The organism is Kribbella koreensis, from assembly GCF_039525325.1.
GTDB lineage: Bacteria > Actinomycetota > Actinomycetes > Propionibacteriales > Kribbellaceae > Kribbella > Kribbella koreensis.
Genome location: NZ_BAAAHK010000011.1, coordinates 99,122 through 120,939 on the forward strand (window position 1 = coordinate 99,122; position 21,818 = coordinate 120,939).

General features: G+C 67.8%; 20 protein-coding genes. 12 read left to right on the forward strand and 8 right to left on the reverse strand.

Annotated features, from left to right (window positions below; translation table 11 throughout):
• The first annotated feature begins 11 nt into the window (after positions 1-11).
• Both ABD116_RS22440 and ABD116_RS22445 read left to right on the forward strand, forming a co-directional pair.
• Positions 12-527 (forward strand): DinB family protein, encoded by a 516-nt coding sequence (locus tag ABD116_RS22440; protein WP_343973457.1) that lies wholly within the window; start codon positions 12-14, stop codon positions 525-527.
• A gap of 49 nt (positions 528-576) precedes the next feature.
• On the forward strand, positions 577-936 hold the full coding sequence (locus tag ABD116_RS22445) for a YciI family protein (RefSeq protein ID WP_343973460.1): 360 nt from the start codon (positions 577-579) through the stop codon (positions 934-936).
• A gap of 534 nt (positions 937-1,470) precedes the next feature.
• Here ABD116_RS22445 and ABD116_RS22450 read toward each other — a convergent pair.
• Positions 1,471-1,974: a DinB family protein gene (locus ABD116_RS22450; protein WP_343973463.1), complete on the reverse strand. Its 504-nt coding sequence runs from the start codon at positions 1,972-1,974 to the stop codon at positions 1,471-1,473.
• A 98-nt stretch (positions 1,975-2,072) separates the two neighbouring features.
• Between ABD116_RS22450 and ABD116_RS22455 the strand changes: the two genes are divergently transcribed.
• Positions 2,073-2,735: a DUF3558 family protein gene (locus ABD116_RS22455; protein WP_343973466.1), complete on the forward strand. Its 663-nt coding sequence runs from the start codon at positions 2,073-2,075 to the stop codon at positions 2,733-2,735.
• 10 nt (positions 2,736-2,745) lie between these two features.
• Here ABD116_RS22455 and ABD116_RS22460 read toward each other — a convergent pair whose 3' ends face one another.
• On the reverse strand, positions 2,746-3,228 hold the full coding sequence (locus tag ABD116_RS22460) for a DUF6326 family protein (RefSeq protein ID WP_343973469.1): 483 nt from the start codon (positions 3,226-3,228) through the stop codon (positions 2,746-2,748).
• 505 nt (positions 3,229-3,733) lie between these two features.
• Between ABD116_RS22460 and ABD116_RS22465 the strand changes: the two genes are divergently transcribed.
• Positions 3,734-4,711 (forward strand): acyl-CoA desaturase, encoded by a 978-nt coding sequence (locus ABD116_RS22465; protein WP_343973472.1) that lies wholly within the window; start codon positions 3,734-3,736, stop codon positions 4,709-4,711.
• Positions 4,712-4,763: 52 nt separating this feature from the next.
• The gene (locus tag ABD116_RS22470; RefSeq protein WP_343973475.1) at positions 4,764-5,405 is read left to right on the forward strand and encodes a TetR/AcrR family transcriptional regulator; all 642 of its coding nucleotides are present in this window, start codon (positions 4,764-4,766) and stop codon (positions 5,403-5,405) included.
• On the opposite strand, the gene ABD116_RS22475 is transcribed toward ABD116_RS22470, so the two are convergent.
• Positions 5,406-6,269: an NmrA family NAD(P)-binding protein gene (locus tag ABD116_RS22475; protein WP_343973478.1), complete on the reverse strand. Its 864-nt coding sequence runs from the start codon at positions 6,267-6,269 to the stop codon at positions 5,406-5,408.
• An 84-nt stretch (positions 6,270-6,353) separates the two neighbouring features.
• On the opposite strand from ABD116_RS22475, the gene ABD116_RS22480 reads away from it, so the two are divergent.
• From ABD116_RS22480 to ABD116_RS22500, 5 genes are all read left to right on the forward strand, one after another.
• A complete protein-coding gene (locus ABD116_RS22480; protein ID WP_343973481.1) occupies positions 6,354-7,058 on the forward strand; it encodes a TetR/AcrR family transcriptional regulator in 705 nt (234 codons plus the stop codon).
• Positions 7,059-7,130: 72 nt separating this feature from the next.
• A complete protein-coding gene (locus ABD116_RS22485; protein WP_343973484.1) occupies positions 7,131-8,345 on the forward strand; it encodes a sensor histidine kinase in 1,215 nt (404 codons plus the stop codon).
• Positions 8,342-9,013, forward strand: a complete 672-nt coding sequence (locus ABD116_RS22490) for a response regulator (RefSeq protein WP_343973487.1) — start codon at positions 8,342-8,344, stop codon at positions 9,011-9,013. The genes ABD116_RS22485 and ABD116_RS22490 overlap by 4 nt, the downstream gene beginning before the upstream one ends.
• 135 nt (positions 9,014-9,148) lie before the next feature.
• Positions 9,149-9,928 (forward strand): ABC transporter ATP-binding protein, encoded by a 780-nt coding sequence (locus ABD116_RS22495; RefSeq protein ID WP_343973490.1) that lies wholly within the window; start codon positions 9,149-9,151, stop codon positions 9,926-9,928.
• A gap of 3 nt (positions 9,929-9,931) precedes the next feature.
• The gene (locus ABD116_RS22500; protein ID WP_343973493.1) at positions 9,932-12,391 is read left to right on the forward strand and encodes an ABC transporter permease; all 2,460 of its coding nucleotides are present in this window, start codon (positions 9,932-9,934) and stop codon (positions 12,389-12,391) included.
• Here the strand turns inward: ABD116_RS22500 and ABD116_RS22505 are convergent, their stop codons facing one another.
• Together ABD116_RS22505 and ABD116_RS22510 are read right to left on the reverse strand one after the other, a co-directional pair.
• Complete coding sequence (locus ABD116_RS22505; protein WP_343973496.1) at positions 12,392-12,739, reverse strand: VOC family protein; 348 nt, start codon at positions 12,737-12,739, stop codon at positions 12,392-12,394. It lies immediately after the preceding gene.
• Entirely contained in the window at positions 12,739-13,527 is a 789-nt protein-coding gene (locus ABD116_RS22510; protein ID WP_343973499.1) for a trans-aconitate 2-methyltransferase, read from the reverse strand. Before ABD116_RS22510 ends, ABD116_RS22505 begins: the two co-directional genes overlap by 1 nt.
• A gap of 96 nt (positions 13,528-13,623) precedes the next feature.
• Between ABD116_RS22510 and ABD116_RS22515 the strand changes: the two genes are divergently transcribed.
• Positions 13,624-14,121: a MarR family winged helix-turn-helix transcriptional regulator gene (locus ABD116_RS22515; protein WP_343973502.1), complete on the forward strand. Its 498-nt coding sequence runs from the start codon at positions 13,624-13,626 to the stop codon at positions 14,119-14,121.
• Positions 14,122-14,541: 420 nt separating this feature from the next.
• Here ABD116_RS22515 and ABD116_RS22520 read toward each other — a convergent pair whose 3' ends face one another.
• Both ABD116_RS22520 and ABD116_RS22525 read right to left on the reverse strand, forming a co-directional pair.
• A complete protein-coding gene (locus ABD116_RS22520; RefSeq protein ID WP_343973505.1) occupies positions 14,542-16,350 on the reverse strand; it encodes an ABC-F family ATP-binding cassette domain-containing protein in 1,809 nt (602 codons plus the stop codon).
• 12 nt (positions 16,351-16,362) lie between these two features.
• A complete protein-coding gene (locus ABD116_RS22525) occupies positions 16,363-18,222 on the reverse strand; it encodes a GTP-binding protein (protein ID WP_343973508.1) in 1,860 nt (619 codons plus the stop codon).
• Positions 18,223-18,393: 171 nt separating this feature from the next.
• On the opposite strand from ABD116_RS22525, the gene ABD116_RS22530 reads away from it, so the two are divergent.
• Positions 18,394-20,892 (forward strand): NB-ARC domain-containing protein, encoded by a 2,499-nt coding sequence (locus tag ABD116_RS22530; RefSeq protein ID WP_343973511.1) that lies wholly within the window; start codon positions 18,394-18,396, stop codon positions 20,890-20,892.
• Here the strand turns inward: ABD116_RS22530 and ABD116_RS22535 are convergent.
• Positions 20,889-21,815: a 4-(cytidine 5'-diphospho)-2-C-methyl-D-erythritol kinase gene (locus tag ABD116_RS22535; protein ID WP_343973514.1), complete on the reverse strand. Its 927-nt coding sequence runs from the start codon at positions 21,813-21,815 to the stop codon at positions 20,889-20,891. The two genes, ABD116_RS22530 and ABD116_RS22535, sit on opposite strands and share 4 nt — an antisense overlap.
• Positions 21,816-21,818 lie beyond the last annotated feature (3 nt).

The following is a 21,818-nucleotide window of genomic DNA, read 5'->3' on the forward strand; positions in this document are numbered from 1 at the left end:
GGAGGTACCAAGTGACCGTCGACCTGAAACCCGAACTCCTGAAAGCCCTACGCAACAACCGAGCCGCCATGCTCAACAACCTGACCGGCCTACCGGAGTACGACCAACGCCGCCCCCTGACCCCAACCGGCACAAACCTGCTAGGCCTCGTCAAACACCTGGCCGGCCTCGAGTACGGCTACCTCGGAGAATCCTTCAACCGCCCACCCCTCGAACGCCCGACCTGGTTCCGCGACGACCCCTCCACCGAGATCGACATGTGGGCCACCCCCGACGAGTCGACCGCCTACATCACCGAGACCTACCGCAAAGCCTGCACACATGCCGACACCACCGTCACCGAACTCACCCTGGACACCCCAGGCCACGTGGCCCACTGGCCCGCCGGCCACCAGGAAACGACGCTAGGCGTCCTCCTGATCCGGATGACCGCCGAGACAGCCCAACACGCCGGCCACGCGGACATCATCCGCAGACTGATCGATTTCCGGCGCGACCCTGTCGTATCCACCCCACCCCGTTCGTAGCGAAGGTGGAGGCGGACACCCGTACCGCTAGCAACCCGAAGGAGCACCCATGCCCGAGTACCTCATCTACTTCAACCAGCAGTGGGTAGGCGACCACACCGAGGAATGGTTCGCCAGCCGCGGCCCGCTCGCCATGGCCGTCGTCAACGAGATGAAAGCAGCCGGCGTCTACGTCTTCGCCGGCGGCCTGGAGGAAGAAGACGGCCCCGTCTACACCGCCAACCCCACCAGCGGCGAGATCGTCATGACCGACGGCCCCTACATCGAAACCAAAGAGTTCCTAGGCGGCTTCGCCCTGGTGAGCGTCCCCGACGACGAGACCGCCAAATTCTGGGCAGCCAAGGTAGCCGAAGCCTGCGGCTGGCCCCACGAAGTCCGCCGCTTCAAACCCCAACCCCGTACCAACTGAACCCCGCTCAATCCCCCGGCGACCGCCGTCGCGGCAAACTCACCAACGGCCACCACACCGCAATGATCCCCATCCCACCCACAACGAACCAAAGCCCCGCCCCAACCACCCAGGGCCACCACCTATCCCCATCCTCCGACGCCACCGCCGCCCCACCCAACAGCGCACCAGTCGGCCCAAGAACCAACACCCACAGGAACCGCAACAGATGAAACTCCACACCCTCACCACTAACCCGAAGCCGCCCCCACCATCTCCCCCGCGACCTCTCCATACTCTCGATAGTCCGCTCCCCGACCGCCCGCAGCAATGCACATAGCTGCAACACGACTCGCCAAGCCCGGCTTCTGTGCCCGTCGTGGAGGGGAGCAGCCCGTTCGAGCCGGGCCCGGGCGGCGTCCACTCCTACATGCGCTGTCAACTGTGGCCGAGCCGTCTCCTGGATCGCCAGCACAAGATTGACGGGCTTGTTGTTCTCACCGAGGTACGCCGGTACGCCGCCCGCGACTGGTTCGAGCGGGCGCAGCACAAATTTCACCCGGTCTGGCCGTCGATCGACTCCCTGATCAGGTCGGCGTGGCCGTTGTGGCGGGCGTACTCCTCGATCATGTGAACCAGGATCCACCGCAAGGTGAAGGTCTGCGCGGTCTTCGGGCTCCTGCGCACCGACTCCTCGTCGAGTCCGCCGCGAGTGAGCGCTTCGTCGACGACGGCGTCCGAGCGCCTGACGGCCTCGTCAAAGAGCGCCCGCAGCTCCTCAGGAGTGTCGTCACGCGCCGATTCGAATTCCCAGTCGTCCTCGGTGACAGCCCAATCGACACCGTCAAAGGGCGGCGCGTACCCCGCATCGCGAAACCAGTGATCGAACCACTGAGACTCAACCAGCGAGAGGTGCTTCATCAGACCACCCAGCGTCATACCGGTCGGCGGACACTGCTGCGCCAACTGCTCCCCGGTCAGCCCCGCGCACTTCCACCGCAGCGTGTCACGCTGGTACGCCAGCGCCCCACGCAAGATCGCGACTTCGCTGCCGTGCAATGGCGCTTCGATCCGCGCAGTGACGTCAAAATTCCTGTGCCTCGCTCACAGGTGCGCATCGTACGGCGACCACCGCTCAGGTGTGTGACACTTCCGCGGTGCGTACTCTCATCGCCGCCTTGGCGCTAGCGCTGGCGACCGGCTGCTCATCGGCGGACACCTCTTCGCCGCGCCCGGAGTCGACGCCGACTGTCACGGTACCGGCCTCGCCGGCGGTCGCGTCGAGCTCGGCTGTTGCACCTGACGCCTGCGGCCTGCTGACGACGTCCGAGGTTGCGCAACTCCTGGAGGGCGCCGGACCTGCGAAGCCCGGCCTGACAGGTGCACTTCCCAACTGCCAGTGGAGGGCGCCCGACGGTCAGTTCGCGCAGGTGATCGGCCTCGATGCCTCGGAGTGGGCGCGATCCCTGCCGGAGGCCATCCGGGCTCTTCAAGCCTCAGGGCAGTTCTCAGATACGGAGAACATGCGAAAGCTTCGTGCCGCGGTGAAGCTTGTCGAGGCCGGCCAAGACGTCGACCCGACCGAGGCGTGTTCCTTGTTCTCGCAGATGCTTGAGCTGCAGGGTCTCCCGCCGAAGACCCCGCTCGGTGTATCGGTGCTCCCCACGCGCTCGGATCCGAAGGCGGTATCGGGTCAGATGTGCAGCGGCGGGGTCTTCGCCTCGGTCCTGGTCGCCGACTCGAACGGGCTCGTCGGCCCGCTACCCGTCGACGCGATCGAAACCCTCACCAAGTCGGCCCACCGCCGAGCTATCGGCTGACGGGCATCATCTACACGACCGGCCTCTGGGCACGGACGGTTTCGCGGTCCGGGGTGGTCGCCGACAGTGTCATGCGGGGCCAGGTCCAGGCGTAGCGCAGGATGAGGGCGAGAAGGACCAGTTCCAGCACGACGCCGAGTCCGTAGAAGTACGTCCAGGACTCGCCCACCACGTTGAACGCCGAGACGGGGACGTAGACCGAGGCCACGATGAGGTTCGTGATGCGGTTCGCCCCGGCGGGCAGCATCATCGACAGCACGACCATCAGGATCGGGATAGCCACGAGGGCCAGCGCCGCGGTCGAAAAGGTCTGCGAGAGATCGAACTCGAACACCTTGCCGTCGAGAATGTCTTTGATGACGCCGGGCGTGAAGAAGTTGAGAATGTCCACGTAGGCATACAGGAACATGAAGCTCGTCCAAGCCGCGGCGAGCTTGGCCCTCACCGGAACCGGCTGTTCGTCCAGTGTGGTGGTGGCTTGAAGTGTTCTCATCCTGGGCTCCCGTTGTCGTGGTGAGGATCGGTACCTCCACGATCGCTGACCCCAACGGCGCCCATATCGGCCCGCAGGCCAGACTTCACCCGGCCAATGGCACGGCCTCCCCCTCGTACTTTCGGCCGAACCAGCGCCACCGCACCCAAGCGCCACAACCGCCCCACGAGTCCCGTACGCCGGTACGCCACCCCGCCAGTGGTCCGCGCGGGCTCAAGACGCCAGCGCGCGATACGAGTACGGGTGGGCCTCGGATGGGCGAAAGAGAAACCCCAGGTCAGAGTTGCCTCTGACCTGGGGTCTTGCGTTGCTCCCCCGCCTGGTTTCGATCCAGATCTTCGAGATTCAAAGTCTCGCGGGCTGCCGATTACCCCACGGGGGATCGCTGGTACGCCGGAACAGTCTGCCATGGGTGGGCAAGGTGACACGCGAAGGGGTTCCTTACCTACGACGCCGTAGGTTACGGTTGCGTAGGTAAAGCCGTCCTCCACCACGAGGGAAAATCATGACTCCAGTTGCGGCTCCGGAGGCGCCCACCGGCGCCCGGCAGGCTGGCGAGTTCGACACCGACCACGGGACGCGCGGCGGTGAGCAGAAGGGGCCGTGGGAGCAGATCGCCCTGGCACTGTTCATCGGGATCCCCTTCCTGGCGGTGCTTGCGGCCGTACCGATCGCGTGGGGCGGCTTCCTCAGCTGGCGCGACATCGTGATCGCGGCCGTGTTCTACACGATCTCCGGGCACGGCATCTCGATCGGCTTCCACCGGTACTTCACCCACAAGTCCTTCAAGCCGAACCGGCCCCTCAAATACGCCCTCGCGATCGCCGGCTCGCTCGCGATCGAGGGCCCCGTCGTCCGCTGGGTAGCCGACCACCGCAAGCATCACAAGTTCTCCGACCGCGAGGGCGACCCGCACAGCCCGTGGCGCTACGGCAGCAACCTCAAGGCACTGACCAAGGGGTTCTGGCACGCCCACATCGGCTGGCTCTTCGACACCGAGCAGACCCCGCAGCGGCAGTACGCGCCGGACCTGCTGAAGGACCGCGACATCGTCAAGGTCTCCCGGATGTTCCCCTTCCTGGTGCTCGTCTCCCTCTTCGCCCCAGCCGTCATCGGCGGCCTGTGGTCCTGGTCGATCGAGGGCGCGCTGACCGCGTTCTTCTGGGCCAGCCTGGTCCGGATCGCGCTGCTGCACCACGTGACCTGGTCGATCAACTCGATCTGCCACACGATCGGCAACCGGCCGTTCAAGTCCCGCGACAAGTCAGGCAACGTCTGGTGGCTGGCGATCCTCAGCCAGGGCGAGTCGTGGCACAACCTGCACCACTCCGACCCGACCTGTGCGCGCCACGGCGTACTGAGAGGCCAGCTCGACACCTCGGCCCGGACCATCTGGTTCTTCGAGAAGCTGCGCTGGGTCAGCGACGTCCGCTGGCCGGTCAAGGAACGCCTCGAGGCCCGGCGGGTCACCGCTCAACCGTAAATCTCCCACCCTCTAACCCCGATCTGCGGCATGATGCTGACGTGATCCCGAAGTGACCGACCCCAAGCCGCGCCGCACGACCAGAGTCCGGATGACCAGTGCCGAGCGACGCGAGCAGCTGATCGTGATCGCCCGTGGCCTGTTCGCCGAGAAGGGCTACGAGGCGACGTCCGTCGAGGAGATCGCGGCCCGCGCCGAGGTCTCCAAGCCGGTCGTGTACGAACACTTCGGCGGCAAAGAGGGCCTGTACGCCGTGGTCGTCGACCGCGAGGTCCGCAAACTACTGGACACCGTGACAGCCAGCCTGACCGCCGGCCGCGCCCACGAACTCGTCGAGCAAGCGGCCCTCGCCCTGCTGGACTACATCGAGAACTCCTCCGACGGCTTCCGGATCCTGGTCCGCGACTCCCCCGTCGGCTCGTCCAGCGGCTCGTTCATCTCGATCCTGAGCGACGTCGGCACCCGGGTCGAGCACATCCTCGCCGAGGAGTTCAAGCGCCGCGGCCTGGACCCGAAGTTCGCCCCGATGTACGCGCAGATGCTGGTCGGCATGGTCGCCCTGACCGGCCAGTGGTGGCTCGACGTCCGCCGCCCGAAGAAGACCGACGTCGCCGCCCACCTGGTCAACCTCGCCTGGAACGGCCTGTCCGGCCTGGAGACCAAACCGACCCTCTCGACCCGCCCACACAAGTAACTACGAGATCCGCTCCAGAGTCCCTTCGAGAACCACCCGAACCGGCGTGACCGGCCGCTCGAGCAAGCTCTCCAGGTCGGTCCCCGTGACCGCGAACTCCCCCCGGCGCGATGCCCGGAACATCCCGAGCAGCATGCTCGCCTGCGCCTGCGGAACCCCGTGCCCGACCAGCCCTGTCACCCACTCGTCATCGTCGACGACGACGCGGTGGATCGAGCGGCCGGTCAGTTCAGCCAGCAGCCCGGCGACATCCTTGAGATCCAGTGCATCGGGCGCGGTCAACGCCGGCGTCGCTCCCTCGAACCGCCCTGGCGTCGCCAGCACGATCGCCGCCGCCTCCGCGAGATCGGCATGCGCCGTCCACGACACCGGCCCATCGGCGGGCGCGACCAGCTCACCCGTCTGGACCGCCTGCCCCAAGAGCAGTGGCACGGTGCTCGCGTAGAACCCGTTCCGCAACGCGGTGAACGTCCCAGTCGCCGCCAGATACTCCTCCGTCGCGGCATGGTCGGGCATCGGCGCGAACAGCGAGTCGGCCGCCGCGGCCTGATGACTCGTGTAGACCACCCGCCCGGCACCCGCCGCCCGGGCGGCATCGATCGCCGCGACGTGATGCGCGATCGCCGCCGGCCCGGTATCACTCGCCGAAACGACGAGCACCTGGTCGGCTCCCTCGAACGCCTCCGCCAGCGAGGACGGATCCCCGTAGTCCCCTCGCCTGACGCGTACCCCGAGGGCAGAAAGCTCACCCGCCCGTTCGACATCGCGAACGCTGACTCCCACCTGATCCGCGGGAACCCGCTGGAGCAGTTGCCGAACGATCTGCGAGCCCAACTGCCCGGTACCGCCGGTCACAACAATCATGCGCACCTCACTTGTTATCAACGGAACGAAATATTGATATCAACGATACTACATCGATATCAGAGACGCGTTATCATTGGAAACATGGTCGATACGAAGGACAAGACACGCGGGCACCTGATCGAGGTCGCGGCCCGGCTGCTGCGGACCGAAGGGCCGGCCGCTGTCACCACCCGGGCGGTCGCCCACGCCGCCGGGGCGCAGGCGCCGACCATCTATCGCCTTTTCGGCGACAAGGACGGCCTGCTCGACGCCGTCGCCGAGCACGTCTTCGCCACGTATGTCGCCGAGAAGGCGCTCACTGCCGGCCATGGTGACCCGATCGCCGACCTCAGAGCGGGCTGGGACGCCCATCTCGACTTCGGCCTGGCCAACCCGGCGCTCTTCGCCCTCCTCATCGATCCGCGCCGACCGAGCAGTTCGACCGTCGCCGCCGGCTTGGAGGTACTACGCACCCGCGTCCGCCGGGTGGCCGCGATCGGCCGGCTCCGCGTCCCCGAGAGCCGGGCCGTCGAGCTCATCCACGCCATCGGTACCGGCGCGGTACTGACGCTGCTGTCCCAACCGGCGCAGAGCAGGGATCTCGGCCTCGCCGACGCCTTGTACGACACCCTGACACGGGCGATCCTGACCGACACTCCCGCGCTCACCGACGACAGCACGACGGCATCCGCGGTCGCCTTCCGGACCGTCGTACCGGAGTTGCCCGGGCTGACCGCGACCGAGCGCCTGTTGATGTCAGAGTGGCTCGAGCGGGCCAGTGAAGCCGGTGCGGCCGCACAGACGTGAGACCGGAGTAGTACAGCGACATCCCCCCGCAGCATGACCAGCCAGGCAAGATTTCGCCGTAACCTGGCCACCATGACGGGGAGCATCACGGGCAGCCTCGCTGGGATCCTGGCGCCCCGGCGAGAGATCGGCGCGCGCAGCCAGGCCTTCGACCTGCTCTTCGCCGGCGCCCTCACCTTCTTCCTCGGCCTGATCGGTTTCGCCCAGGCAGGCTTCGGCGGCATCCTCGGCCTCGGCATGCTCGCCCCACTGGTCTGGCGCCGCAGCCGTCCCGAGCCGGTCTTCTTCGTCGTCTCCGCGGTCGCCGTCCTGCAGTGGCTGGCCGGAGTCGAGTTGCAGCCCGGCAACGTCGGCCTGCTGGTCGCCCTCTACGCGATCTCCGTCTACGGCGAGGTCCGCTACAGCCGGATCGCGCTCGGCATCGGCGGCCTCGGCGTCCTGATGGCGACCTCCCGCTACTGGAGCGGCTCCGACTGGCGCCAGCAGATCACCATGATGGTCGCGCTCGGCGCCCTGGTCTTCGGCGTCTGGGCCACCGGCGAACGCCGCAGAACCAGAGGCCTGTACGTCGCTCAGCTCGAAGAACGCGCCATCCAGGCAGAGCGCGACCGCGACCGCGAGTCCAAACTCGCCGTCTCGAACGAGCGCACGCGCATCGCCCGGGAGATCCACGACGTCGTCGCCCACGGCCTCTCGATCATGATCGTCCAAGCCGACGGCGGACTGTACGCCGCGGACGCCTCCCCCGAGCAGGCCAAGAAGGCCCTGGCCACGATCGGCGACACCGGCCGTGCCTCACTGACCGAGATGCGCAAGATGCTCGGCCTGCTAAAACAAGACGCCCAGCAGGAGCTCGATCCGGACCAGCCCCGCCCGCAACCCGGGATCTCGTCCCTGCCTGAGCTGATCGACAACGTCCGCGACGCCGGCCTCACCGTGGACTACGAGGTCACCGGCACCCCTCGCGACCTCCCCGCGTTGCTGGGCCTGACGGCGTACCGGATCGTGCAGGAGGGGCTGACCAACACGCTGAAACACGCCGGGCCGGGAGCGCGTACCTGCGTCCATCTCGACTTCGGGCGCGAGATGCTGACCGTGATGGTCAACGACGACGGCCGTGGTGCCGGCGTCGCGCCGAGCAGCGATCCCGGCCACGGCCTGGTCGGGATGCGGCAACGCGCATCCATCTCCGGCGGTACGGTGAACGCCGGACCCAAGGCGGGCGGTGGTTACGAGGTGATCGCCAAGCTGCCGTACAACCTGCCCAACGGAGGAGGAATTCAGTGACCGACGACAACGTCATCCGGGTCTTTCTGGTGGATGACCAGGAGCTGGTCCGCGCCGGCTTCACCATGCTGGTGGATTCCCAGCCGGACATGCGGGTGGTCGGTCAGGCCGGTGACGGCGGCGAGGCGCTGGAGAAGCTCCAGGTCACGGCCAGCGACGTCGTACTCATGGACGTCCGGATGCCGCGGCTGGACGGTGTCGAGGCGACCCGGCAGCTGCAGTCGTTGCCCGAGGCCCCCAGGGTGATCGTGCTGACCACGTTCGACCTGGACGAGTACGCGTTCGCCGCGATCAAGGCGGGCGCGGCCGGCTTCCTGCTCAAGAACACCCCGCCGGCCGACCTGCTGAGCGCGATCCGCCAGGTGCACTCGGGCGACGCGGTCGTCTCCCCCAGTACGACGCGCCGCCTGCTCGAGCACTTCGCCGGCTCGCTCCCCGACGGCGAGACCGAGCGCCCCGACCTCGGCGACCTGACCGCGCGCGAGCGCGAAGTACTGGTCGAGGTCGCCCGCGGCCTGTCGAACACGGAGATCGCCACCCTCTTCACGTTGTCCGAGGCAACCGTCAAGACCCACATCGGCCGAATCCTCGCCAAAACCGGCCTCCGCGACCGAGTAGCCCTGGTAGTCCTCGGCTACGAAACCGGCATCGTCAAGCCCAGCAGCTGATCCGTCAGCTTGCTAGTACGACTCAGGTCGTACGCACAGTCCATTCCCTGGTCCGACTCTTACGGCGGCCAACCTCAGTAACTTCTTGGAACGTGGGTGAGAACGTCTTGCCCCCGGCACTTTCCGAGGAGAACGATGACCATCCAGACCGGCGAACTCGCGCCCGGGCGGCTGCCCCAGGACGCACCCGACCGTACTGCGATCCGTGCGCACGAACTTCGCAAGGTTTACGGCCAGGGTGACACCGCGGTCGCCGCTCTCGACGGTGTCTCCGTCGACTTCGGGGTGGGCCGGTTCACCGCGATCATGGGCCCGTCGGGCTCCGGCAAGTCGACCCTGATGCACTGCCTGGCCGGCCTGGACACCCCGACCTCGGGCCAGGTACTGCTCGGCGAGACCGAACTGACCCAGCTCCCGGACGCCGCGCTGACGAAGATCCGCCGGGACCGGATCGGGTTCGTCTTCCAGTCCTTCAACCTGCTGCCGATGCTGTCGGCCAAGGACAACATCCTGCTCCCGCTGGAGCTCGGCGGCCGCAAGCCCGACCAGCAGTGGATGTCGACGCTGATCGACGTCCTCGGCCTGCAGGACCGGCTCACGCACCGCCCGTCGGAGCTGTCCGGCGGTCAGCAGCAGCGCGTCGCCGTCGCCCGCGCACTCGTCGGCCGGCCCGAGGTGGTCTTCGCCGACGAGCCGACCGGCAACCTGGACTCGCGCTCCGGCGCCGAAGTACTGGGCTTCCTGCGCAGGAGTGTCCGTGAGTTCGGCCAGACCGTCGTGATGGTCACCCACGACCCGCTGGCTGCCTCGTACGCCGACCGCGTAGTGATGCTCGCCGACGGCAAACTGGCCGGCGAGCTGACCGATCCGACCCCGGAGTCCGTACTCGGCGCCCTGCGGCAGCTGGGGGCCTGACCCGTGCGACGCTCGATCCTTTCCTCCCTGCGCGCCCATCTGGGCCGCCTGGTCGCTGCCTGTCTGGCGATCGTACTGGGTGTCGGCTTCGGCACCCTCGCGATGACCGCGCACTCGTCGGCCACCCACGGCATCGACGAGACCATCGGCAAGCAGAACGCCGGCGTCGACGCGGTGATCCAGTCCGACCGCGAGACCGTCACGGCCGCCGACGTGGCCAAGGTCAAGCAGCTGCCGCAGGTCGCCTCGGTGGTGGCCGAGACCTCGGCGTACATGCAGGTGCAGTGGGCTGGTCAGGTCCGCCCGGACAGCCTGGCCGTCGCTGCCCGCTACGACACCTCGAAGATCGCCGGCCCGACCACCAGCTCCGGGAAGTTGCCGGAAGCAAAGAACGAGATCGCGCTGCCGGCCAAGCTGGCCGACAAGTACAAGATCGCGCTCGGCCAGGAGATCAAGCTCAGCACCTGGCAGGGCAAGGCCTACCTGGTGAAGGTCGTCGGCCTGCTCGACGACACCACTTCGATCGGCAGCGCGAACGCCGTCGCCACGGCCGCGACGGTCAGTACCTTCGAACCGCAGTCCTACATCAACCAGGTCAAGGTCGCCGCCAACCCCGGCGTGACCCAGCCGGCGCTGGCCGCCGCGATCACCGCCGCCGTCGGCCAAGGCCTGGAGACCTTCACCGGCGAGGGCTGGATCGACCACGAGGTCAAGCAGATCACCAACGGGATCGATGTCCTCGGTGGCGTCTTCGGCATGTTCGCCGTCATCGCGCTGTTCGTCGCCTGCCTGGTGATCGGCAACACCTTCACCATCGTGATCGCCCAGCGGACCCGCGAGATGGCGCTGCTGCGCTGCGTCGGCGCGTCCCGCAAGCAGGTCTTCTCCTCCGTACTGGCGGAAGCGACCATCGTCGGGCTGGTTGCCTCAGGCATCGGCGTGGTCTTCGGTGTCGCCCTGTCCGCGATCGCTCTGACGCTGGCCCGCTCGTTCGACTGGGGGCTGCCGCCGGTCGACCTGCACCTCGATCTCGCGTCGGTGTTCATCCCGCTCCTGCTCGGTACGATCGCGACGATCCTGGCGGCCGTAGTACCGGCTCGTCGGGCGACGCGGGTGGCTCCGCTGGCCGCGCTCCGGCCCGAGGCGGCTCCGGTCGCCAAGTCCAAGGCCGGGATCGTACGACTGGTCTTCGGCTTCCTCCTGCTGGCCGGTGGCGGCGCGCTGCTCGCCCAGGGCGCCAGCTCGCACCAGGTCATCATCGGGGTCGCCGGCGGCGTGATCTCCTTCGTCGGCATCCTGTCGATCGGCTCACTGCTGGTGCCCGCGCTGGTCAAGGTGCTGGGGGCGTTGCCCGCGCGGACCGGAGGGGTACCCGCGCGGATCGCCGTCGCCAACGCAGTCCGCAACCCCCGGCGTACTGCGGCGACCACGTCGGCCCTACTGATCGGCGTCACGCTGATCAGCCTGACCTGCGTCGGGATCGCCTCGGTCCGCAAGACCTTCGACGTCACGATGGACAAGGAGTACCCGGTCGACGTGACCATGACGGTGGACAACGAGAAACTGCCGGCCACCGCGGCGAACCAGCTGAAGAGCATCAAGGGCATCACCGAGGTCGTACCGATCCGCACCGCGCTGGTGAAGTCCGGCCAGAACACGCTGGAGGTCACCGGGGTCGACCCGTCGACCGCCGGCTCCGTGATCCACGACCCGGCGCTGGTCAAGCAACTGCAGTCCGGTACGGCCCTGGTGGACCAGAACACGCTGTACGAGCTCAACGTCAAGGACGGCGCCGTCGTCACCATCGTGTCGGGCAAGCAGAAGGTCAACTTCAAGGTGGTCAAGGCCAACGGCCTGGCCCGGATCACCCTCACGACGGCCGACCTGCAGAAGCTCGCGCCGACGGCGGCGGTGACCGGCTACTGGCTCGCCTCCGACCCGAAGGCCGACGGCCCGAAGGTGATGGACGAGCTCAAGCAGTCGCTGCCGACGGTGAAGAACCTCAACATCTCGGGCGGCCTGCCCGAGCGGAGCTTCTACACCAAGGTGTTCGACATCCTGCTGCTCGTCGCGGTCGGCCTGCTCGGGGTCTCGGTACTGATCGCGCTGGTCGGTGTCGGCAACACGCTCAGCCTGTCGGTGCTGGAGCGGACGCGTGAGAACGCCCTGCTCCGGGCGATGGGCCTGACCAGGCCGCAACTGCGGGGCATGCTCGCGGTCGAGTCGTTGCTGATGGCACTCGTCGCGGCCGGATTGGGGATCGCCCTCGGGTTGATCTACGGCTGGTCCGGGACCGCGGCCCTGATGGGTGGCCAGATCGACGGGCCGATCTCGTACGCCGTACCGGGCCGGCTCCTGATCACGATCGCGCTGGTCGCCGCGGTCGCCGGTCTGCTCGCGTCGATCCTCCCGGCCAGGCGCGCCGCGAAGGTCGCACCGGCCGGGGCACTGGCCACCGAGTAGTCAGACGATCTCGACCCGGTTCCCGTGGCCGTCGGCGGTGTGAAACCGCCGGCGGCCCGGAATCGTGTCGTTGTCCCAGGCTACGGAATATCCCTTACCCAGAAGGGTTTCGGCGACAGCATCGAGATCGTCGACCGCCAAAGCAGGATGAGCCTTCAATGCCGGCTTGAAGTCCTTTTCGACCCCGACGTGCACCTCCGCGTCGCCGTCCTTGAACCAGCAGCCGCCACGGGCCGCCAGCAACGGCGGCTTCTCCAGCTCGGTCATCCCGAGCGCGTCGCGGTAGAAGGCGCGGGCCACCTCCTCACCGCCAGGCGGACAGGACACCTGCACGTGATCGAGTCTCATCAGCACTCCTTCTTCTGGGCGACGGCGAAGATCCGCCGGAACGGCAGCAGCGTGCCGAACTCCCGCCGCGGATAAGCCTCATTCAACCTCGCCCCGTACTCCGCTTCGAACCGCGCGCGCAGCTCATCGGGCAACGACTGCAAGACGGGCCGGGCCCCGGTCCCCTTCACCCACTCGAGCACCGCGTTGTCGCCTTCGAGCAGATGGCTGTACGTCGTCTCCCACGCATCCACCGTGCACCCTTCGGCGCTCAGTGCTGCGACGTACTCCGCCGGCCCCGGCACGTCCGGCCGGAGCGACTTGTCCTTCGCGTACTCGGCGTACGGCTCCGTCGCGGCCAGCTCGCGCAGGATGGCATGCGACGGCGCGTTCCCGTTCCCCGGAATCTGGATCGCCAGCCACCCACCCGGCTTGAGCGCCCGCACGAATCCCGGCAGCAACTCCAACTGCTCCGGAATCCACTGCAGCGTCGCGTTGGTGACGATCACGTCGATGGACTCGGCCGGGGCGGTCCATTCGTACAGATCGCCGACCTCGAAGGTGAGCCGCTCGTTGGCCAGCGGTTGCGCCGTCTCGATCATCTGCGGCGAGCTGTCGATCCCCTGCACCTGCGCGGTTGGCCAGCGGTCGAGCAGCGTGGCGGTCAGGTTGCCCGGCCCGCAGCCGAGGTCGACCACCGTCGTGGGTTCCTCCGCCCGGATCCTGCCGACCAGATCGGCGAACGGGCGGCCGCGCTCGTCGGCGTACTTGTTGTATTGCTGGGGGTTCCAGACCGGGGACGTGCGCATGGGGCGAGCCCTTCTGCCGAGATGTCTTGACGTCGAGATACTTTACGCCTGTGAGTTGTCTTGATGTCAAGAGTCTTGATGGCATACCCTCGGGCTATGAGAGACGAGGTCGACCGGCTGATCGAGGCCTGGCGCCGGGAGCGGCCCGATCTCGACGTGGCGCCGATGGAGGTGCTGTCGCGGGTGACCCGGCTGGCGCGCCATCTCGATCGCGCCCGGAGCCATGCGTTCGAGACGCATGGGCTGGAGTCGTGGGAGTTCGACGTACTGGCCGCGCTTCGCCGGGCCGGCAAGCCGTACCAGCTCTCGCCGGGACGGTTGCTCAAGGAGACGCTCGTGACGTCGGGGACGATGACGAATCGGGTGGACCGGCTGACCGCCCGCGGCCTCGTCGAGCGACTACCCGACCCGGCCGACCGGCGCGGCGTACTGGTCCAGTTGACCGACGCCGGCCGCGACTCGGTCGACGCGGCGATGGCCGATCTGCTAGCCCACGAGCGCACCTTGCTCGGCTCGATCAGCGAGCGTGACCAGGCCAAGATCGCCCGCGTGCTGCGTGAACTGGTCGGCCCGTTCGACCAGGAAAATCACTGACGCCGTATTTCTTCGCGGCCGCCAAGTTACTCGCCGGAAATGTGTCGGAATAATCCGAAAAGACGACCCGTCACTTTATGTGTGCGCCGATCGTTGCTAGTTGCAACGAGATCGAGAGATTGCTGTAGCTCACGACTATCGACAGTGAACGACCGCTCCAACTAGGGTCGTGACCGTTGGTGATCAGGCGGCTACGCAACGTTCTAGAGATCGGTGTCTTCGGCGGCAAGAGGTGGTTCGCCGAAGCCGGTTGGTGGTGTCCGGGGCTCGGGGCTCGGACAACCCGGCCGGTCGGGGCCCGCTCGCCCGCAGGCGCGGCATACCCTCCCAATCACAGGGGATCGGAGGGTATGCCGCGACTCAGGTCCCGAGGGATTTGATCATGTATACATTTCTCCGTCGCCTGGAGAATGTGCTGGCCTATTCGGCCCGCTCGGCCGCTTCCAGCCAGGCTGTTTCCAGCGTGGCGCGTTCCTCGGCGAGCTTGCGCAGATCGGTGTCGAGCTCGGCCAGCCGTTCGTAGTTGCTCGCGTTCGCCGCCAGTTGGTCGTGCAGCTTCGCTTCGTTGAACGTCAGCTTGGACAGCTGGCGCTCGATCCGGTTCAGCTCCTTCTTGGCAGCACGAGCCTCCGCCGCGTCGACGACAGGCGCGGCCGCCGACGGTGCCGACGGCTTGGGCTTGGTCTCCACCGAAGGTGAGTCGACCCGCCGTACCGGCGTACCGGACTGCAGTTCTTCGAGGTACTGGTCGACGCCTCGCGGCAGGTGCCGGACATTGCCGTCGCCGAGGATCGTGTAGACCATGTCGCTGACCCGCTCGAGGAAGTACCGGTCGTGGGTGACGACCACGACGACGCCCGGCCAGTTGTCGAGGAAGTCCTCGAGCACCGTCAGCGTCTCGACGTCCAGGTCGTTGGTCGGCTCGTCGAGGATCAGCACGTTCGGCTCGTCGAGCAGGATCCGGAGCAGCTGCAGCCGGCGGCGCTCGCCACCGGACAGGTCGTTGATCCGGGTGGTCAGCTTGTCGCCGGTGAAGCCGAAGCGCTCCAGCAGCTGCGAGGAGTTCATCTCGCCGACCCCGGCCGCCAGCGCGGCGACCCGGCGGATGTCGGTGATGTGCGCGAGCACGGTGACCGAGCCGTCGAGATCCTCCAGGGTCTGCGAGAGGTTGGCGATCTTGACCGTCTTGCCCTGCTTGACCTTGCCGGAGTCCGGCGGCAGCAGGCCGGTGAGCACCTTGAGGAAGGTCGTCTTGCCGGCGCCGTTCGGGCCGAGCAGGCCGATCCGGTCGGCCGGGCCGAGCCGGAAGGTGACGTGGTTGAGCATCACCCGGTCGCCGAACTTCAGCGAGACGTCCTCGGCGTCGAAGACGTCCTTGCCGAGCCTCGAGGTGGCGAGCTGGGCCAGCGCGAGCTTGTCGCGCGGCGCCGGCTCGTCCGCGATCAGCGCGTTGGCCGCCTCGATCCGGAACTTCGGCTTCGCGGTCCGCGCAGGAGCGCCCCGGCGCAGCCAGGCCAGCTCCTTCTTGACCAGGTTCTGCCGTTTGCCCTCGACGACGGCGGCGTTGCGGGATCGCTCGGCCTTGGCCAGCACGTACGAGGCGTAGCCGCCGTCGTACGAGTTGACCTTGCCGCCCTGGACCTCCCAGGTCTCGTTGCAGACGGCGTCCAGGAACCAGCGGTCGTGGGTGACGACGATGAGCGCGCTGGCCCGGTCAACGACGTGCTGGGCGAGCCAGTTGACCGCTTCGATGTCGAGGTGGTTGGTCGGCTCGTCGAGGATCAGCAGGTCGACCTCGGTCATCAGCAGCTTCGCCAGCGACGCGCGCCGGCGCTCACCACCGCTGAGGGTGCCGACCAGCGCGTCGTGGTCGACGCCACCGAGTAACTCCTCCATCACCTCGCGCGCCTTCGGATCGGCGGCCCAGGTGTAGGTCTCGACGTCGCCGAGGACGGCGTGCGCGACGGTCAGCTCGGGATCGAGGCTGTCGACCTGCCCGAGGAAGCCCAGCCGCAGGTCACGGTTGTGGGTGATCCGCCCGCTGTCGGGCGTCTCCTCGCGGGCGAGCAGCCGCAGCAGCGTGGACTTCCCGTCCCCGTTCCGCCCGACCACCCCGATCCGCTCGCCCCGGCCGATGCCGAGGGTCACCCCATCGAGCAGGGTGCGGGTCCCGAAGCCTTTGGAGACAGCTTCCAGATTGACAAGGTTGGGTGCAGGGGTAGCGGCCATATCCCCTCAAGCCTAACCGGTGATCGGCTGGTACCCGTCGAAGGTGGTCAGCAGGACCCCCTCACCGTGGGTCAGGCCGGGAAGCTGCGCTTCGAAGGCGTGGATCCGGCCGACCGGGATCCGGCCCTTGAGCGTTGCCCGGTCCGGCGCGACTTCGGTGTTTTCCAGGGCCGCGTTGGCCTCGGCGAGCTTGGCGATCACCGATGCGACAGAATCCGGCGGCAGCTCCAGGTCGAAGGAGTTGACCGGCTCGTACACCCTCGTCCCGGCTTCCTGCAGCGCCTGCGTGAGTACCAGCGGCACGAGTCGGCGGAAGTCCGCAGCGACGGTGACGGGCGACACGTAGTTGGTGCGGATGAGGTCCACCCGGCAATCCACCACCTCCCACCCCTGCAGCCCTTGCTGCTGCAGGGTGAGCCGCGTCGTCTCCTCGATCGCGGTGTGGAACGCGCGCGGCAACCCGCCGAGCTCGACCTCCAGGCGGTAGTCGATGCCGGTACCAACGGGTGCCGGCCGGATGCGGAAGCCGACGGCCGCGCACCACTGGTTGCCGGGTTCACCGATCTCGCGGACCGCGGTACCGGTTCCGATCGGTCGCTCGACGTGGATCGGCGTCGTCTCACTGAAGCTGACCGCGAGCCCGTACTCCTCCTCCAGCAGCGACGCGATCACCTCCTTCTGCACCTCGCCGTACAGATTCACCGAGATCTGCCCGCGGGCGTCCTTCCGCACCCGGATCAACGGGTCCTGCTCGGCAAGCTGCTGCAACGCCTGAAACAACTTCACCCGATCCTGCGCCCGAACGACTGTCTCCAGCGTCGGCGGCGCGAAGAGCTGCCCGCCCTGGCCGGTCGGCACCCCGAGCTGGTCCCCGATCTGCACCTGCTTGAGCCCGCGCAAGGCAACGATCCGCCCCGCCTCGGCGGTGTCGGCCGTCCGAGTGCCGCCGCGATCGAATACCTGCACCGACGTCGGCTTGACCTCGTACGTCGATGCGCCGCGGCCGGCGTCCTGCGTCGCACCGTGATGCACGGCGACCGGCTGCCGCGCCTGGAGTCGCCCGGCGAACACCCTCGCCGACGCGATCCTCTCCCCCGCGGGCCCGCGTTCCACCTTGAACACCTGGGCTCTGAGTGGCTCATCATTGTTGCCAGTTGCCCGTGGCAACCACTCGCGGATGCCGTCGATCACCTCGGGCACCCCTTCGCCGGTCATCGCCGAGCCGAAGTACACCGGATGCACACGCAACCGCCGTACCTGCTCGACCAGCTCCCGCCGGCAGTCCTCTGGCTCTATTTCATCATCCAGGTACTTGGCCAGGAACTGGTCATTGCCCTCCCCAAGCAGCTCCTTGAGCGCCTTGTTTTCCAGAGGAAACGGCTGGTACTTCGCCTGCCTGGTGCCGAGGTCGGTCACGGATCCCATCGGTACGGCGGACGGTGTGAGGAGCCGGGCGATGTCCGCCAGCAACTCGTCGTACCGGGCTCCCATCCGGTCGATCTTGTTGACGAACAGCAGCGTCGGGATGCGCAGCCGGGTCAGCGTGCGCATCAGCAACCGGGTCTGCACCTGGACACCCTCGACCGCCGAGATGACCAGCACGGCACCGTCCAGCACGGACAGCGCGCGCTCGACCTCGGCGATGAAGTCGGAGTGCCCGGGGGTGTCGATCAGATTGACGGTCAGGTCACCCAGTTCGAACGAGACGACCGCCGAGCGGATGGTGATCCCGCGCCGGCGTTCGAGGTCCATCGAGTCGGTACGGGTACTGCCGTCGTCGACGCGGCCGACGTGGTCGATCACGCCCGCGGCGTACAGCAGGCGTTCGGTCAGGCTGGTCTTACCGGCGTCGACATGCGCCAGAATGCCCATCGTCAGAGTATTCAAGGGTCCTCGCGGGTGCGTCGCAGCGATCAGGAGTGATGGCGTAGACCGACGCTCGGCGCATCTGAGACTCCTTCTCTGCGGTACCGCGGACGACTGACTTTGCGAGGATAACCTGCCGGTGAGGCGCTGGCGATCGAGTTTCGGAGAGGACGGCCGATGGACCCGGACTTCGCAACCCTGCTCCACCGCCACCGCAAAGCAGCCGGCCTCACGCAACAGAAACTCGCGGAGCTGACCGGGGTCAGCCTCGCGGCGATCAGCGCGCTGGAGCGCGGCGTCCGCCGGTTCCCGCGGGCGGACACCGCGAACGCGCTGGCCTACGCCATGGGTCTGACCGCCGATGAGCGCCAGGCTTTCAGCGCAGCCGCGCGCCGTCAGCGGCGTCCAAGGTCCGATGGGCAGCCGTCGACCAGCAACGCAGTGTCAGGGAGGGCACGGTCGGGGTCGGAGCCGGCGGGCTCGGGGTCGGAGTCTGGTTCGGAGTCGGGGTCTGGTTCGGGGGCGCCAGGCTCGGGGGCGGGATCAGGGGCGGCGGGTGAGGCGGTGGTGCCTCGGCAGTTGCCGATGCCAGATGCGGGGTTCACCGGGCGTACGGGCGATCTTGATGCGTTGCACTCGGTGCTCACCAGTGGGTCTCGCGTCGCGATCGTCGCCATCACGGGGATGGGTGGTGTCGGCAAGACGACGCTCGCGGTGAAGGCCGCGCACTCGGCGATCGCGGAGTACCCCGACGGCCAGGCCTACCTGGATCTCCACGGCTACGACACCGAAGCGGCTGTCTCGCCGCTCGAAGCCCTCAACTACCTCCTCCGCGCCTTTGGTCTGTCCGGCCCGGACGTACCAGTCCAGGTCGACGAGGCCGCCGCCCGACTGAGGACGCTGCTCGCCAGCCGCCGAGCGCTGATCCTGCTCGACAACGCGCGAGACGCAACCCAGGTCCAGTCCCTGCTACCCGGCACCGGCCGCTCCGCCGTCATCATCACCAGCCGGCACGAGCTGTCCGGGATGCCGACCGCGCAGATCCTGCGCCTCGGGCTGCTGACTCCATCAGAAGGCCTCGACCTGCTCCGTACGGCCGTCGGCGCCACCCGGGTCGACGCCGAACCGCAGGCCGCGCAATCGATCGTCGAGGCCTGCGGTCTCCTCCCCCTCGCCCTGAAGATCGCCGCCGGCCGCCTGGCGGCACGACCCCAATGGCCGCTGGCCCACCTCGCCGGTCTGCTGCAGGACGAGCGCCGGCGGCTGGATCAACTGGAGGATCACGAGCTGGGAGTACGGGCCAGCTTCGACGTCTCGATCGACGACCTGGCGGCTGGGCCCAGCGACCGCGAGCAGCGGGCGGCAGGGGCGTTCGCGCTGTTCGGAGTACCGGATGGACCTGATCTGACCGTTGAAGTCGCGGCCCGGCTGCTCGATTGCGATGAGCATGCGGCGTTGGATGCGCTCGAGGACCTTTGCAACCTGCATCTGATCGAATCGCTGGCGCCACGGCGGTACCGACTGCACGATCTCCTGCGAATGTATGCGAGAGAGCGGGCGCACGCGAGCGTCAGTCCGGAGCTGCAGGCTGCCGTGATCACCCGGATCCTCGACCTGTACGCATCGGCGGCCTGGCAGTCGATCGAACTCGCTTTCCCCCGATCCGGTCGGCTGCCCTGGTACCGGGCTCAACCGCCGATCGTCAACGGAGGCCGGAAGTACGAGGACGGCGGCGCGGCCCTGTCCTGGCTCGACGGCCAACGCCCGCACCTCGTCGCACTGGTCTCCCAAGGCGCACGAACTGCTGACGTGCCAGTTGTCGCAGTGATCCGCCTGGTGATCGGCCTGCACACCTTCTACGCCACCCGGGGCCACTGGCTCGACTGCCTGCGAATCTTCCGTACTGCGCTCGAAATCGTCGACGACCCCCAGGCCGAAGCCCACATCCGCAGCGACCTCGGCCTGGTCCTCTTCGACCTCGCCCGCTCCGGCGCCGGCCACCCCGACGACTCCATCGCCGAACTCCACCGCAGCCGCGACCTCTTCGAATCCGCCCACGACCTGGTCGGCGAGGCACTGGCACTGGCCAACCTGAGCCACGTCCTGGACCTCAACGGCAACTACCAACAAGCCATCAACGCCGGCCGACAAGCCCTCACGCTCTACCGCGAACTAGATGACGCGCCCGGCGCGACCATCGCCCACATCAACATCGGCAACTCCCAAGGCCGCCTGGGCCAAGCCGCAGCCCAACGCGCGTCCTACGACGAGGCCATCGCCCTCAGCACCCAGAACAACGCCCACCACCACCTGGCCATCGCCCTCCTAGGCTCCGGCGTCGCCTACCAACAAGCCGGCGACCTGGCCTCCTCGGCAACCCACCTCCACCAAGCCGCCACCAATTTCAAAACCCTCAACGACCAACTGTCCCTAGCCGAAGCCCTGGACGAACTAGGCGTAACCCTCCGCCTCGCTGGCGACCTCCCCACCTCCATCCACCACCTGGAAGAGGCCCTGACCATCGCCACCCACTACGACGACGGCCAACGCCACCACCTCATCCTCACCCACCTAGCCGACTCCCTAGAAGCCGCCGGCAACCCCACCGCAGCCGCCCTCCACCGCACCCAAGCCGAAGAGATAAACCGCGGTCGCGGCAGCTCGCACGACGCTTAGCGGGGGATGGGGGCTGGGAGGATTCTGGCGCCGGGGACTGGGCCTTCGGCTTGGCGGACCATTCGGCAGAGGCCGGATTCGGCCAGTTCTACTGCCAGGTCTACGGCTCGGCGGCTGTCGGCGGCCAGGAAGAGGCAGGTGGGGCCGGAGCCGGAGATCATGGCGGCCAGGGCGCCTTGGTCCAGGCCGAACTGGAGGGTGGCGGAGAGTTCGGGGCGTAGGGAGAGGGCGGCGGCTTGCATGTCGTTGCTTAGGGCAACTGCCAGGGCTGCGGGCTGGCCGGAGAGTAGGGCGGTGAGGAGTTCGGGGTGGACTTCGGGGGGTTCTACCCGGCGGAGGGGGCGGAGGCGGTCGAGTTCGCGGAAGACGGCGGGGGTGGAGAGGCCGCCTTCGGCGATGGCGAAGACCCAGTGGAAGGTGCCTCGGGACATCACCTCGGTCACCTGTTCGCCTCGGCCACGGCCCAGGGCGGTGTGGCCGACGAGGCAGAAGGGGACGTCGCTGCCCAGGTCGGCCGCTAGGTGTTCCAGTTCGGGCTGGGTGAGCCCGAGGCCCCACAGCCGGTTGCAGGCGACGAGGGTGGCAGCGGCGTCCGTGGAGCCGCCGGCCATACCGCCCGCGACCGGGATGGTTTTGCGGATGACGAGGTCGACGCCTTCTTCGACGTCGTACTCCGCCTGCAGCACCCGGGCCGCCTTGACGGCGAGGTTCGTGCTGTCGGTCGGGACGTCCGCGGCGAAGTCACCGAGCACCTCGACGGTGACGTCGGAGTCGTCGCGCAGGGTCGCCGTCACATCGTCGTACAGGGCAACGGCCTGGTACACCGTCGCGAGCGGATGGAAACCGTCCGGACGCGGCGGACCGACGGACAGGCCGAGATTGATCTTGGCCGGCGCCCGGACCGTGACCTGATGAGCTGACACGGG

Excerpts from the sequence above, each read along its gene's own strand:
- ABD116_RS22480 (WP_343973481.1), top strand. The coding sequence starts at position 6,354 with ATGGTCGATACGAAGGACAAGACACGCGGGCACCTGATCGAGGTCGCG.
- ABD116_RS22445 (WP_343973460.1), top strand. The coding sequence starts at position 577 with ATGCCCGAGTACCTCATCTACTTCAACCAGCAGTGGGTAGGCGACCAC.
- ABD116_RS22465 (WP_343973472.1), top strand. The coding sequence starts at position 3,734 with ATGACTCCAGTTGCGGCTCCGGAGGCGCCCACCGGCGCCCGGCAGGCT.
- ABD116_RS22510 (WP_343973499.1), bottom strand. The coding sequence starts at position 13,527 with ATGCGCACGTCCCCGGTCTGGAACCCCCAGCAATACAACAAGTACGCC.
- ABD116_RS22475 (WP_343973478.1), bottom strand. The coding sequence starts at position 6,269 with ATGATTGTTGTGACCGGCGGTACCGGGCAGTTGGGCTCGCAGATCGTT.
- ABD116_RS22515 (WP_343973502.1), top strand. The coding sequence starts at position 13,624 with ATGAGAGACGAGGTCGACCGGCTGATCGAGGCCTGGCGCCGGGAGCGG.
- ABD116_RS22485 (WP_343973484.1), top strand. The coding sequence starts at position 7,131 with ATGACGGGGAGCATCACGGGCAGCCTCGCTGGGATCCTGGCGCCCCGG.
- ABD116_RS22525 (WP_343973508.1), bottom strand. The coding sequence starts at position 18,222 with ATGGGCATTCTGGCGCATGTCGACGCCGGTAAGACCAGCCTGACCGAA.
- ABD116_RS22520 (WP_343973505.1), bottom strand. The coding sequence starts at position 16,350 with ATGGCCGCTACCCCTGCACCCAACCTTGTCAATCTGGAAGCTGTCTCC.
- ABD116_RS22460 (WP_343973469.1), bottom strand. The coding sequence starts at position 3,228 with ATGAGAACACTTCAAGCCACCACCACACTGGACGAACAGCCGGTTCCG.
- ABD116_RS22505 (WP_343973496.1), bottom strand. The coding sequence starts at position 12,739 with ATGAGACTCGATCACGTGCAGGTGTCCTGTCCGCCTGGCGGTGAGGAG.
- ABD116_RS22495 (WP_343973490.1), top strand. The coding sequence starts at position 9,149 with ATGACCATCCAGACCGGCGAACTCGCGCCCGGGCGGCTGCCCCAGGAC.
- ABD116_RS22530 (WP_343973511.1), top strand. The coding sequence starts at position 18,394 with ATGGACCCGGACTTCGCAACCCTGCTCCACCGCCACCGCAAAGCAGCC.